General features: G+C 68.1%; 12 protein-coding genes and 1 pseudogene. 6 read left to right on the top strand and 7 right to left on the bottom strand.

What is annotated here, in order from left to right; genetic code table 11:
- Positions 1-206: 206 nt before the first annotated feature.
- Together ABZ098_RS30775 and ABZ098_RS30780 are read right to left on the bottom strand one after the other, a co-directional pair.
- Positions 207-1,325: a pentapeptide repeat-containing protein gene (locus ABZ098_RS30775; RefSeq protein WP_356596669.1), complete on the bottom strand. Its 1,119-nt coding sequence runs from the start codon at positions 1,323-1,325 to the stop codon at positions 207-209.
- A gap of 744 nt (positions 1,326-2,069) precedes the next feature.
- Positions 2,070-2,363: a hypothetical protein gene (locus ABZ098_RS30780; protein ID WP_356596671.1), complete on the bottom strand. Its 294-nt coding sequence runs from the start codon at positions 2,361-2,363 to the stop codon at positions 2,070-2,072.
- A gap of 550 nt (positions 2,364-2,913) precedes the next feature.
- On the opposite strand from ABZ098_RS30780, the gene ABZ098_RS30785 reads away from it, so the two are divergent.
- Positions 2,914-3,633 carry a hypothetical protein gene (locus ABZ098_RS30785; protein WP_356596673.1) on the top strand — a complete coding sequence of 240 codons (720 nt, stop codon included), beginning with the start codon at positions 2,914-2,916 and terminating at the stop codon, positions 3,631-3,633.
- 99 nt (positions 3,634-3,732) lie between these two features.
- Here the strand turns inward: ABZ098_RS30785 and ABZ098_RS30790 are convergent, their stop codons facing one another.
- Both ABZ098_RS30790 and ABZ098_RS30795 read right to left on the bottom strand, forming a co-directional pair.
- The gene (locus tag ABZ098_RS30790) at positions 3,733-3,867 is read right to left on the bottom strand and encodes a hypothetical protein (RefSeq protein WP_356596675.1); all 135 of its coding nucleotides are present in this window, start codon (positions 3,865-3,867) and stop codon (positions 3,733-3,735) included.
- A gap of 251 nt (positions 3,868-4,118) precedes the next feature.
- Positions 4,119-5,042, bottom strand: a complete 924-nt coding sequence (locus tag ABZ098_RS30795; RefSeq protein WP_356596677.1) for a hypothetical protein — start codon at positions 5,040-5,042, stop codon at positions 4,119-4,121.
- A gap of 375 nt (positions 5,043-5,417) precedes the next feature.
- On the opposite strand from ABZ098_RS30795, the gene ABZ098_RS30800 reads away from it, so the two are divergent.
- The 5 genes from ABZ098_RS30800 to ABZ098_RS30820 all read left to right on the top strand — a co-directional run bounded on the left by ABZ098_RS30800 (position 5,418) and on the right by ABZ098_RS30820 (position 12,137).
- The gene (locus ABZ098_RS30800; RefSeq protein ID WP_356596679.1) at positions 5,418-5,639 is read left to right on the top strand and encodes a hypothetical protein; all 222 of its coding nucleotides are present in this window, start codon (positions 5,418-5,420) and stop codon (positions 5,637-5,639) included.
- 152 nt (positions 5,640-5,791) lie between these two features.
- A complete protein-coding gene (locus ABZ098_RS30805) occupies positions 5,792-6,667 on the top strand; it encodes a hypothetical protein (RefSeq protein ID WP_356596681.1) in 876 nt (291 codons plus the stop codon).
- A 301-nt stretch (positions 6,668-6,968) separates the two neighbouring features.
- Entirely contained in the window at positions 6,969-8,093 is a 1,125-nt protein-coding gene (locus ABZ098_RS30810; protein ID WP_356596683.1) for a pentapeptide repeat-containing protein, read from the top strand.
- Between the two features lie 134 nt (positions 8,094-8,227).
- The gene (locus ABZ098_RS30815; RefSeq protein WP_356596685.1) at positions 8,228-8,836 is read left to right on the top strand and encodes an SUKH-4 family immunity protein; all 609 of its coding nucleotides are present in this window, start codon (positions 8,228-8,230) and stop codon (positions 8,834-8,836) included.
- Positions 8,837-9,125: 289 nt separating this feature from the next.
- The gene (locus ABZ098_RS30820) at positions 9,126-12,137 is read left to right on the top strand and encodes an FG-GAP-like repeat-containing protein (RefSeq protein ID WP_356596687.1); all 3,012 of its coding nucleotides are present in this window, start codon (positions 9,126-9,128) and stop codon (positions 12,135-12,137) included.
- A gap of 93 nt (positions 12,138-12,230) precedes the next feature.
- Here ABZ098_RS30820 and ABZ098_RS30825 read toward each other — a convergent pair.
- From ABZ098_RS30825 to ABZ098_RS30835, 3 genes and pseudogenes are all read right to left on the bottom strand, one after another.
- Positions 12,231-12,409: pseudogene (locus tag ABZ098_RS30825) on the bottom strand (IS5/IS1182 family transposase); the annotation flags it as partial.
- Between the two features lie 445 nt (positions 12,410-12,854).
- Entirely contained in the window at positions 12,855-13,148 is a 294-nt protein-coding gene (locus ABZ098_RS30830) for a hypothetical protein (protein WP_356596689.1), read from the bottom strand.
- A 3-nt stretch (positions 13,149-13,151) separates the two neighbouring features.
- Entirely contained in the window at positions 13,152-13,361 is a 210-nt protein-coding gene (locus ABZ098_RS30835) for a hypothetical protein (protein WP_356596691.1), read from the bottom strand.
- Between the last annotated feature and the right edge of the window lie 158 nt (positions 13,362-13,519).

Consider the following 13,519-nt stretch of genomic DNA (forward strand, 5'->3'; position numbering starts at 1 on the left):
GCTCGTCGCTACGGCTCAACGAGACATGAGACGCACAGCTGCGGCCGGGCACGCAGCGACTACACGGGCCCACCAGTCAGCGGCAGGCGACCTCGACGTAGGGCCAGTGCCGAAGTTCCAGAGGTGTGCCGTTCCATCCGCGCGGGTCAAGCAGTACCAATCTCACCTGCTACCGCAGCGGGCCAGGGCCCGCCTGGTCAGGACTCTCAGGTCTTGGCATTCCCTGTTTGCGGTAGTCCGCGCGCCCCGCGGGTCTTGGCTCCAGTGAGCTTAGTTCCGGTCAGCCGTGCCCCTCGCAGGTCGGCGTTGGTGAGGTTTGCCCCGGTCAGGTTCACGCCGCGCAGGTCAGCGTTCGTCAGGTCGGCTCCGGTCAGGTCGGCGTCCGCCAGATTTGCGCCGTCCGTGACGGCACCATAGGGGATTTTGGATTGTAGAGACTGGTCAGCTGAGCTGAGCTTCGCGCCGTGCAGCTTCGCCCCAGGCAGGTGCGCGCCTTTCAGATTGGCATCAACCAGGATCGCCCCGGTCAGGTTCGTTCCTTCAAGGCTCGCACCTGTGAGATCCGCGTCCCAGAGAACAGCGTTGGTGAGGTTGGACGGTTCGGTACGCATTGGTACGTCCGACGTTGACCCCAGAACCGTCTCGTGCAAGTTTGCGCTACTGAGGTCGGCCCCAGTCAGGTCCGTTTCCACAAGCACCGCGCGGCTCAGGTCTGCGCCGTCCAGTTGGGCATTATTCAGGCTTGCGCGCAGGAACGTCGCTCCGCCCATGTTGGCCTCGCTGGCGAACGCGTTGCGCATGTCTACTCCCGCGAGCACCGCATGCCGCAGGTCTGCACCCGCCATGATCACGTAGCTGAATGAGGCACGCGTGCCGGGAAGCTTGCGGCCCTTGGGGATCGCTGCAATGTCCTTGATGCCCCAGGTGGACAGCACCAGGCCCCGCAGGTCCGTTCGATTCCAGTCGAGCTGCGCGCCTTCGTCGTGGCCGGTCCCGCGGTGTGCCAGCACATTCATCACGGCCGCCACGTCAGTGGCCGGGCGTCGCTTGAGTGCCACTTCCATGTCCTGGGGCTCCTTCGCGAAGCCGCCGGTCGGGACGGGTGCGTGGGTTCTTACATACGCCGACAGGACCGAGATAATCCTGGGCTGATCTCGGGGCGAGTCCTGCATGATGCGCTCCAGCGCGTAGATCCCCCCGAAGCGCACGTCCAACGACTGCGACCCGAGGTTGGTGATCGCGTCGTTGAACCGGCTGGTGAGCTGTCCCTCTTCGGCGACCCCTAGTTCCCTCCACGTGAACAGCAGCGCCGCCAATGCGGCCAAGCCGGGCAAGGTGGCCGCTGTGAGCCCTAGCCATTGGTGCCGGCCCAAGCCGTCAGCACGACGCGCGCCCGCACCGCGGCTGCGACCCTGTTGTCGGATCGTGCGCCTGTGCGCAATCCGACTCATCCGTCTGCGGCCTGTATTGCTCCTCACCCTGTCTATGGCAATCGACAGACACCAAAACGGCCTGATGCCACACCGGCGAGGCACCCAATCGCCACGGTCATCCGCAAGCGGTGTGGCACCGCTGAGCGCGGGCCCCTATACCGGCCGCCTTGAGGAGTGCGACAGCAGACTCGGGCTCACCGCTGAACTGAAGGTTGGGACGATCACGGGCCCGTGTGGCTGCTCGTCTGCGACTTTGAGGGATTCAGGACTCTGCCCCTGCCCGGCTGGGGCCTTTGCCATTGTCTGACGGAGCCGGGGTAGTGGGCGTGTGCGCGTTCGGGGCAACCGCCAGGAAGCCGCCGCGTAAGGGACTTGGGCGCAAGCGGGGCCGCGACTGCGATCAGAGGACCGGTCTCGACACGGCCATCGACCGCGAGGCGGGACAGGGTCCATCCCGTTGGACCGCGGTAGGTCTCCTACCTCAACCCTCGTCCCGCCCTGCCTTCCCTGCAACGACCCCTGCGGCGGCCTGCGTCTGCCATCGAGGTCGCAGCAGCGGTTCTCCGTGGGGGCGACTACAGGTCCAGGGCTGCGCGCAACGCCTGGTCGACGCGGGCCATCGCGGTGGGGCCGACCTCACCGAGGATCGGACCAACTGCCCAGCAGGGCCGTCCACATCGCCCCCCTCCACCGGAAGCTGCGCGGCACCACCAGGACCTTGGCGGCGAACTCGTCCGGGAGCGCATGCTCCGTGACACCGGACTGCGGCTCTATCACCCCGCTGGTCCTGCCCCGCAGATACAGCGACCGCCCAAGATCCGACTCGGAGCACTGCTCGTGGTCGACGTGACAGGCCGGGGGACGGTCCGCCAGCCGCACCCCGTCCTCGGCGGCCACCGCGACGGCGGCCACCACCACGGTCGACGCCACGGGACGCTCTCCCGTGACAAGCCAGTGCGGCGGCGGGTCACGATCCCGGTGATAGGCGTTCGACACGAAGACGGACTGGCGATGGTCGTCATTACGGGGCTGAGGATCCACGATGGTGCTCCTTCGACTAGCCGAGCCAACACCTCTCAGCGCCCAGACGGGGCCCTACCAGCAGTAAATTTGAACGCCTTCTCCGGCACGGGCCAGGCGTCGGCCGGAGGAAGCGGCGTACTCCTGCGCGGCAGTCCCTCACCAGCATCCTGCCGCCCAGCTGGTGGGTATGTCCGGCGCAATAGGGAGCAGATGTCGGCATGGTCTCTCGTACGGGGAGCAACTCTCCCACGCGGGGAATCAACGCCGGTGTCCACCTGCGACCAGCAACACACCAGGCGAACTGGAGCGCGAATCAAGAGGGCAGCGCCTTGCGATGGAGCAATCACCCCTGCTTCCCTTCTCGTTGCCGTCGGCGGCCGTCCATCTGGCGCGAGAACCGATCGGCTGGGCGGGTGCCAGACTCGTTCGCAACGTGACGATCCAGGGAGTTCCAGGCATGGCAACAGGCACCCTCGACGGACCAGTTCCGCCAGATGCCCCACGCGGGCAACAGGTCCTCTATCGCCTGAACCAGGCCATCGACACCCAGCTCCCCCTGGCGCGCAAGAGCATCGCGCGGGCCCGCGGCCGGAACCCGAAGGCGACGCCAGCACAGGTCATCCGCGACCTGGAGCGGAAGTACATCAGGACCTTTGCCCGAAGAGGCGCTGTAGCCGGAGCAGTTGCAGCTACGCCCAGTCTCAGCAGGGCATCCGTCTCAGCAGGCGACGCCATCTCGTCGCTTCAGCTGACCACCCTCTTTGCGCTCTCCATCGCTGAAGTCCACGGAATTGGCGACGAGGACGAGCGTCTGCGAATGATCGCGGGAGGGATCGTGCTCGACGGGATCGGCTCAGCCGCCATCCCAAGGATCGCCGCACGCACCGGAACACACTGGGGACGGCAGGTGGTCGCCAAGGTCCCTGTCACGAGGCTGCACCAGATCAACGGGATCTTGGGAGAGAACTTCGTCACGAAGCACGGGACCAAGGAGGGCATCATCGTGCTCGGCCACGTGGCACCACTCGGGTTCGGCGCCGCGATTGGTGGCGGCACCAACGCTGCCCTCGCCGCTCTGCACGTGCGGGCCGCTCGTCGCGTATGTGGCCCACCCTCGCCATCGTGGCCATCCCCCACGCACGGTACGCCGCTACCGTCCGAGGACTCGCTCGGCTGACTCCCGGTGCCCTTGACCCGCGCCGGGCCGCCTCCGATTGCGGAGCCAGCCGAGTTCGTCGTTCCACACCGCTTCGAGCCCCATCGGGACGCTGTCCAGTCACTCGCAGACCACGACGCTTTCGGGCTGATGGGTCAGGTAGCAGTGGCTCTCGTTCGCGAACTTCCCGCCCGGCCCGTACAGCTGCACGAGGCGTTCCCGGCAGGTGTCCGCGAAGGTCTCCAGCTGCCGCACGTAGTCCTGCTGCTGGGGCTGTGGACTTGAGGACGACTGCGAGGATCTCCTGCGACAGGTCGCGGTCGAGGCCCGTGTAGCCGGTCAGGGACACGAAGATCCGCTCGGCTGCATCGAGGACTTTGCTGCACCTGCTCCTCCCTCGCCTGGTCGACCGGGGTAGGCAGGGAGCTCGGCGCCGCACTCGACGCGCCGTGCCCACGGTGCCGGCCTCGGTGCCGACGCCGGGGCGCCTGGACGGCAGGACAATCTCAGCCGGTCCGCGCGTCCAGCAGGGCGCCCAGGTCCGTGGTGTCCCCGGCGGACGGGGTTGTGACGCTGACCGGCTCATTGATCCGGAGGAAGGAGACGGTCAAGTCGACGGGATCGCCGACGGTCGCTTCTTCGCCGGCCTTGACGGGCATCTTGTAGGTGGCTCCCCGCATGCGGAACTGCCTGGTGCGCCCGTCGTCGCCGATCCACAGATCCATGATGAGGTTCTTGTCGAGCTCCAGCGCGATGAACTGGTCGAGGCTGCGGGTCTGGCGTTCCCGGCTGGCCTTGTCGGTGGCAGCATCCTGGGCGGCCCGCAATCCGTCGAAGGTGACGGTTCCGCGGTAGTGCGTGGTGCGGGCGCCGAGAATCGTCTCGGCCCCGATCTTCTTCGCGTTCTTGGCGCCGGTCAGCAGCGTGGACTGGACGATCGGGCTGCCCTCGACCTGGTGGGGCAGTATGCCGTAGGACTGGTTGTCCACGGAGATGAGACCCCAGGCCGCCGGCTCGATCCGTAGCCAGCTCTTGCCGTTCAACTTGTCGGGGTCCAGCTTCGCCGATCTCCCCAGCTTCCGGATGTCGAGGGCGCCACCGCCGACGTACATCGCCTTACCAGCGAACCGGATGCTCAGCGGGCCCTTCGCGCGCTGGTCCGGCATGGTCAGTTCCATGGTCATGGACAGCGGCGCCGTGCTCATGGCCGCGTCGACGGTCAACCGGCCCCGATCCGGCACGGATCCGGTGATCCGGTAACGGAGGGACGTGATGCCGGCGGAGTCCTCCGCGGCCTTCGCCACGGCCTCGGCGGGCGTCAGGGCCGGCGCCGACGTCTGCGCGGACTTGCCGGAACTACTCTCGCCACCCGTCCCGCAGGCACCGGCTCCTCCGCCGAGCAGCACGCACCCGAGGGCTGCACTCGCCACTCTCCGCGACACGGACCCGCGTACGGATATCCCCATGATTTCCCCCGGAAGAAGGTCAGAACAGGAAGCCTGGAACGAGAAATCGATCAGGCAAGGGCGCGAGCGTATCCCGGGGAGGGAGGAGCTGATCCGTCGGATCCCCGCGCGTACGGCCCCTCGTACCCATGGGCTCAGGTCAGGGAACGGCCAGAGAGGCCCGAACAGCATGGCCGTGACGATGCTGCCCGGGACTCCGGCGGCCTTCAGCACAGCCCGTCGGCGGAGCTCTGGCACGCCTCCACCGGACTTGTCAGGTCGGCATCAGCTACTGGCACTTGCTCTCTTGATCGATCGTCTGTGGGATCGGTGTCAGCGCTGCCTGCGAGCATAAGGATCATGAAGCGATCCGAAGATCTCCTGGCAGGGCTGGACGACATCGACCGGGCAGCCTTGGAGCAGGCCTATGGCAGCGCCGAGGACGTGCCCGGCCAGCTCCGGTCGGTGTGCGGGCCGGCCCACCAGGGCGCCCAGTACTCGGCCTCTCCGTACGCCGTGCCCTTCCTCGCCCGCATCGCTGTCGCAGGCCCGGCCGACGCCCGAGTCAATCGCTGCTGCTGACCCGTCTGGCCATTGATTGGCACGACGAGTACGACCTCCCGCTCGGCATCGACACCGTCGCGTGGCGCGCCGCGGCCATCAGCCCCGAAGAGTATCTGCGCTGGTATGACGAGCAGATCGCCGCCGAGACCGACGAGGAGCGGCTGAAGAGTTTGCGTGAGGGACGGGCGTACTGCGCGGCCGGGCATCCCGTCGACGCCCGCGAGGGCGCACTGCGCTCCTACGACGCAGTCCGCGTCCAGCTTCCCGTCCTGCTCGAACTGCTCGGCGACCGGGATCCGAAGATCCAGAGATCCAGAGATCCGCACCGAGACCGCGTACCTCCTCGGCTGGTTCCCGGAGGAGGCCGAGGCCACCCTGTCCCCGTTGCCGCCTGCCCCGACGGCGAGCGGAACCCCGTCTGCGCCGCCACGGTTCTCGTCTCGGTCGGGCTGCTCGCCGACCACGACCCAGGCGGCCGACTCCGGCACCACCTCGACCAGGAACACCCCTTGCCGCGCTGGGCCGCCGCCACCGCCCTGACCCGCATACCGGTCGACCACCCGGCCACCGCGCCCGGACTGCCGCCGACGGAGCGCATCGCCGCCGAGCTGGCCGCCTTCGGCGCCGGCCCGGCCCCCAAGTCCGCCACCGCCCACCACACCGGCGATCTGCACAGCTACACCGTCCGTAGCCTGCTGCACCTGATGGGCGCCGCCGAGGACCCGGACGGGGTCCTCCTAGAGATCGTCCGCGTCCTGCCCCATCTTGAGAAGACCGGAGTCGTGTCCCACCCGCCGGCAGCCCGCACCGCGAACCTGCTGGAAGCCCTGTTCGACCCCGCGGACACCGCACCGGTGTTCACAAAGCTCTCCCCCGGGCGCCGGGAGTTGCTGAGAGTCTTGGCCGAGTTGCTGACCGCCGACGACTTCCAACCCGTGCCCTTCGGCTCAGACCTCCACGAGCGGTTCACCCAGTACGGCCTTCCCGGCACCCGCCCCGCCCCGCCCCGCCCTACGCGCCTACGCCGGACTGTCCACCGGGGGTGAGGACCCGAACGCCGCCTCCCCGACCCCTGGGCACCATTCCGCAACCACTGAGTTTGTCTGCCAGGAGGTTGCCGCCGTGTCTGCCTCCCGCTTCGGTCTTTGCTGGAAGAACCCTCGCGTCCATTCAACATGCCATGCGGTGTGGCTCCTCGATGGCCACGCTTGAAGCCTGTGACATTAGTTTGTGATCCGGACACCTAGCCTCGGTCGGCTCCACCGCATGAGAATTCGGCGATCCTCCCGTCCGCGCCGGTATCGGCAGAGCCCACGCGCTAATCCGGGCGGTGCTCCTGTCCAGTGGGTGTCCTTGCTCCTTGTCAGCCTTCCCGGACTGGCCGCCCTCGTAGCCCTGTTGTTCACGTGGATGCAGGTGGGACAAACCAGTAAAGAACTGCGGATCAGCGAGCAAGGGCAGATCACAACTCGGTTCAACGCTGCAATCAACAACTTGGGATCCGCCTCCACAGATGTACGCCTCGGTGGGATCTACGCCTTGGAGCGCATCATGCATGACTCAACCCGTGATCACCCGAGGGTGGTGTCAGTGCTGTCGGCCTACCTTCGGCTCCATGCTTCTGCGACGAAATCCGGTAAATCCGGGAACGACCGACTGCCCGCTGATGTCGATGCGGTGATGAACGTCTTGGCAGGACGCAAAGCCGAGCGCGACAAAGGCTTGACGATCAACTTGAGCCACATCGACCTGAGGGGGTGGGCACCGGCGTATTCGCCTGCTCGGCGCGGCATCAATCTGGTCAGCGCGGACCTTACCGGTTCCGAACTCGAGCAGGCCGATCTCAGCTATGCGCAGCTTGACCATGCGTTCCTGGCCGAGGCCGACTTGAGCGGGGTGGACCTGACCCAGGCACGGCTGAGAGATGCTCAGGTCTGGGCCACCAATCTCCGGGGGGTGAGTTTCCTGGATGCCGACCTGAGCGGTGCAGTGTTCTGCAATGGTTCCACGCCTGCTCAGTGCGCAGACATGGGTGACGCTTCGTTTGCGGGCGCGGACCTAAGTCAGGCCGCTCTCAGTGGGGCAAATCTTGCCAAAGCGACCTTGTGTCCAACTGTGGGAGTCTTTCTCCAGGACGCCAGATCCGGGAAGCAAGTCGGTGCCAAGTGCGCTCGCCTGCGGGGCACGGACCTTCAGCGTGCGAACCTTGAGGGGCTGAACCTGTCCAGGGCGGATCTGGCTGATGCCGTCCTGATCGAAGCACGACTGGCCAAAGTTGATCTGCGCCGAGCGAACCTCGCCGGGGCGGAACTGTCCCGCTGTGACCTGTCCGGAGCACACCTGGAAAAGGCTGATCTCACCGGAGCCAACCTCGCTGGGGCACATCTCAAGGGGGCGAACCTGGACGGGGCCACACTCGACGGTGCACGCGGCCTGCCGCCTTCCCTACGTCCAGCCTCCCACCGCGGCTAACGCAACGAGGTGGCTCGCTCCTGGTTTGCCGTGCCGCGGGCGGAAAAGGATGCCGCAGGTGCCGAGCCGTTCTCCGTGCTGGATGCCTATGAGCGGCAGCGGGCGTTGTCAGTGGGTGCGGGCACACTGACGGCATGAGCGCTTCTTCGTCCCCCGCCGCCGCTGCGTCCCCCACTGCCCCGGTCTGGGTGGAGGACTCCACGACGACGTTTGACGAGCTCACTGCCTGGGCCGGCACAGGGAACGTCATAAGGGCAGACTCGGCAGTCGTGTCGGGCTGGCAGATCCCCGAAGATCAGAAGGCACTACTGCTCGATGTCGGGATCCCCATCGTCGATCAGTTGATCGAGTACGTATCGTTCCAGGTGGAGGCGGCTCCAGCACTCCAGACGTCAGATGGTAGGTCGCTCTACCGCCTCACCCAGAATCACCATGGTGACCTCGTGCCCGGCATGGAATGGTCGTTCGGCGTCGAACCTGGGACAGGCACGGTCCACTACGTCCTTCCCCAAGGCGAGGCATGGTTCGCCAACTCCTCCATCGGCCTGTGGCTGCGGACCCTTCACCACTACGGCCTGCACGTCAGCGAGTCCGAGATCCTCAGTGATCCGGATGACCGCGAGGACGAAGCCCTGGCCGAGCTCAGCATGCTCGCTGACGAACTCAAGAAGATCGATCCACCTGCCTTCGACGGCTACAGCGGGTTCATCTGGGCCGAGTTCGTCGACCGCTGGCTCTGGTAGTTGCCCGCGGCCGCCACGACCCCCAAGCGATCACTCACCGTGTCCGGCGCGTCGAGCGGCTCGCGAATACGCGACACCGCAACATGCGAGCCCACCAGTCCCGAGGCCGTACACGCGGCCGCTCGCGCCATCCGCACACGGGCCGGCCAACCAACTCGGCAAGGTCATCCGTCTTGAACAACTGCTAGTATTCGCCCGCCTGTTCGGGGGGATGGGGCCCTCCGTCGGGGAGGGGAAGCAAGTGGCTCGTCGTACCTTCATGCGTGGCTCCCTTGCCACGATCATCGGTTTGGCGCTCTCTGTGTCCGCCGTGCCGCTGGTGGCGCCGGCGCACGCGGAGACCGCAACGGAGATCATCGTTCCGGCCACCATGCGCACGACCCCGCGCACGGCGTATCTGCAGAGCGCGGGAGCTTCCGGCTTCCTCGAGTACCGCTCCACCGCCGAGGGTTCCGGCCTCTGGTGGACCAGCTACGAGGGCAGCCGGAAGCCGGTGGACGGTGCCGGGGGACTCGGGCCGCGCACTGCGGGTTCGTACGGCACCGGTTCGGACGTGGTCGCCCTTGGCCCGACCCAGGGCAGTGGTGGGCAGGTCCTGCTCCGGGACATGGGAACCGGTACGACGGAGACCGTGGCCATCCCAGCAGGCCAGAGCTATCTGCAGACGTACGGACGTACTGTCTTGACCAGCACGTCGACCGGTGGGGAACGGACTCAGCTGTTCCTGCTGCACAACGAGAACGGCAGCACGGTGCAGAAGCCCGTGACCGGATTCCCGGACGGGACGGTCTTCCCCTTCTTTCCCAGGGGTTCCGCCTCCGGCATCCTCGTCAACTACAACGGCCCGGACCATGTCCTGCACTACGCCTGGGTGGATGCCGGGACCGGTGCGGCCACGATCCTGCCTCCACTGGTGAACTCGGACGCCGTGGTCGGATCCGACTACCTGGTCAGCTGGTACGGCACGTCCCGGGTGCGGGTGTACGCCCAGGGTTCCTACGACTCGCCCACTCACGAGGTCGCGTTCCCCCGTACCTCCGAGAACACGATCCTCGGCGTCGTCGGTGACGCGCTCGTCGTAGCGCGGCGCAGCGGCTCCTCCGGCTGGAGTGTGTCAGCACTGCCCTTCGACGGCTCCGCGGAGCTGCCCCTGTTCAAGAGGGCGGATCCCGCTACCGTCATGCCCCCCGACGGCGGTCTGGTCCTCGCCGGCGGGGAGTCCTCTGTGGACTACGGCATCGCCAAGGTTCAGGCGGGGGCCGACGGTCTGCCCCGGGTCCACCGGATCGTGGACCTTCCGGCCGTGCCCATGGGCATCGAGTCGCTCGATCTGAGCGGCGGTGAGCTGATGACCTACGAGTCCGGCGACGGGGCGACGCACTTGTACAGCCGCTCGCTGGCCACGGCGCAGGCGCTGACGGCGGGCACTCGCACGGACCGGGGAGCGACCTCGAGGTGTGGGGTCATGGCCGGGGACTACGGGAGCTGTCCCGACCTGATGGGTACGGGTGACGGCCGGGCGGTCATCGGGAACACGGCCGGGGAGATCTCCGTCCTGGACCGAGGGCAGTCCCTTCCCGGCACCCTGGTGGCCTCCGGCCTCCAGGACCACCATGGCCTCGCGGACGTCGAGGGCCGGTACGCGGCCTGGCATGGGCCCTCGCCCGCGGGAGACGGCCTGGTGGTGGCGGATCTGGACACACGCAAGGTCGTGCTCACCCGTACGGGCGCAGCCGGTGCGGCCCCCTCCGCCCTGTGGGGGGAAACGCTGTGGACGGCGGCCGGGGACGGCACTGCCACGGCCACGGAGGTGCGGTCGGGCAACCCGATCACGTCGTTCCGGGTGGCCGGCAGCGGCTGCGCACCGGGCAACTTCCAGGCGGTGGGACGCTGGGTGTACTGGTCCGGCTCGTGCGATCTTCCCCAGGGCAGCGTGCAGAAGGCCTTCGTGTACGACACCCGCAGGAAGACGCTCATCGCCGTGCCCACCGGCGGAGAGGCGCACCTGGGCGACGGCTTCCTGGTCACGCGTGACTCCACATCCGCAGCGCTGATCCTCACGGACGTCACGAGCGGCTCCGCGGTGAGCCGAACCCTGGCGGCCAAGGCCGGAAGGTGGGACGTCGATCCGTACACCGGCCTGGTCGGCTACGTGGACCCGGCCTCCCAGGACATCCACGTCCTGCGGAGCGGCGTCCCCGCCACGGACATCGCGCTCCTGGGGGCGGCGACGGAACCCGCGGTCAGCCTGGTGGACCCGTCGTCCTCGTGGCACGGCACGTGGTGGCTGTCGAAGCCGGCCGCGTCGTGGACTCTGGTCTTCAGGAACAAGGCGACCGGGGCCACCGTGCGCACGCTGTCCGATGGCGCCGCGCACGACGCGATCCATACGTCCTGGAACGGCAGGACGTCGAACGGCGCGTATGTGCCGAACGGCACGTACGACTGGACGCTGACGGTGGCCCCGGATGACAAGCAGGGTGCGCCGGCGACGGCGTCCGGCTCACTGAAGCTGACCGGTGGCGCCGCAGTGAGACGCGACCATGTCGGGTCCGACGGCATCGGTGACCTGGTCACGCTCGATTCCTCGGGCGCGCTGGCCTTCCAACCGGGCACGGGCAGGGGCACGTTCTCCGGCCAGGTGAGCGGCAGCGGCTGGGCGACCTCGGTCAAGGCGGTGCCGTTCGGGGATCTCAGCGGGGACCGGTGCAACGACGTCCTGGTGCGGCTGAGCAGCGGGGCGCTGCGCGCCTACAAGCCGGGGTGCGGTGCCGCGCTGAAGCCGTCGACGCCGTACACCTCGCTGGGCACGTCCGGCTGGAACCAGTACGACGTGCTGACCGCGCCCGGTGACGTCACCAAGGACGGGCGCCCGGACCTGATCGCGCGCAGCTCCTCGACCGGGACCGTGTACCTCTACAAGGGCACCGGGACGGGCACGTTGTCGGCCCGGGTGAAGCTCTACGACAACTGGAAGACGTACAAGAAGGTCGTCGGGGCCGGTGACCTGAACGGTGACGGCGTCGGCGACCTCCTCGCCCAGGACACGGCGAACAACCTGTACCGGTACTACGGCAAGGGCGACGGGACGTTCTCGGCGCGGACGAAGTTGTACACGGCGTGGGGCGGTTCGTACAACGCGGTCGTCGGCGTCGGCGACATCACCGGCGACGGCAGGGCGGACCTGGTCTCCCGGGACACCGGCGGCACGGTGTGGCGCAACGACGGTGACGGCAAGGGGTCGTACGGGGCACGCACGAAGATCGCGAGCGGCTGGCAGGGCTACAAGGGTCTCTTCTGAAGCGCGTTGCAGAAGGCCGTGAGTTTGCAGGTCAGAGCCCGTCTACGGCTGCGCTGATCACGCGGATGGGGCGCGGTTGTACATGTGCGCGACCCGGCGATGCTCGGCGTTGTCGGCCTCCTCGTCGGCCGGCAGCGCCCGGCCGGGTCGTTTGCGGTGCGGGACGACCAAGCCAGTGTTGATGTAGGCGCCGTCGCCGAGCACACCGTGACACCCTGGCACTGCTCCGGCAGGCCGGAGTCGCGCCAGGCATGGACGTCGGCCCTGTTGCCATGCCCGCCGCCCCGGAGTGGCCCATGCGCAGATGACCCATGTGCAGGGCCGCCCCGGCCTCGCCAGCCGGCCGGCGCGCGAGTGTGTGGGCCAGGTCGAACCACTGGTGCAGCAGCCCCTGCGCGAGTGCCGTGGTCCCGACCACCGTCATGGCGCCGCGTTCGCGGCTGGTGAGCCGCCAGGCCGTCCCGGCTGCCCTGGCGAACGCCGCTCCCAGGGCCCACCAGGGCAGTGGGTCGACGGACATCAGGGCGTGCCCGAGCGCCTTCGTCACCACGCAGACGGCGGCGAAGACGCCCGCCCTCAGGGGGCGCAGGCCGACGCCGCGAGGGCTCCTGCGGGGCACCACTCAACTCCTCGTACCGATGGGCTCGTCGCCTCAGACGGACGGGGCCACCCCCGCGTTCGCATGCCGCCCTCGCAGGGGCGTCGGCCGGTACGGGCTCAGCTTCGGCGGGGTGCGGTCGGCCTCGACCGACGCCGGCCGGACACGGCCCGCTCCACCATCAGGTAGAGCAGTCCGCTCACGAGGAGGCCGACCAGGCCACCGACGACGGCACCCGCCGCTCCCCCGGCAACCGCACCGATCCATGCGTAGCCCGCGGCCAGCAGCGCCACCGTGGCCAGCGGCAACAGCCACACCAGGCCGGCGGCCCAGTCGATGAACCCGGCCCGCCTACGCGGTCTTTCCTCCCAGGGCAACACCAGAAGGGCCCCGTCATTCCGCGGATACACCATCGATCAGGCGATGCCGTCCAGCTTCCCCGCCTTGGCCTCTTCCACCAGCGAGGCGAACTGGACGGCGCTCATCTGGACGCGCTGGCCGAAGTCGTCGGTGAGCAGGACACGGCGCTCCGCCGGGGCATGCGGGTCGACGAACAGCTGCGGACAACCGCAGTCGCAGTCGCCGCAGAAGGTCGCCAGCGGTTCCAGTGCGTTGGTGTCACTCATGGTGGGCTGCCTTTCACGGGGTAACCGGACGGCCTGGCTCGTGCCGCCCCGCCGGGGTGCAGGGGCTGGCCAAGGCATACCCCCGCGTACAGGACGGGACGCGCCCGCGTGTGGACCGGCGGGAGCGCGGCCCGGTGCGGCTGTGCTCCGATTCGCAC

This window comes from Streptomyces sp. NPDC006335 (assembly GCF_040612795.1).
Lineage (GTDB): Bacteria > Actinomycetota > Actinomycetes > Streptomycetales > Streptomycetaceae > Streptomyces.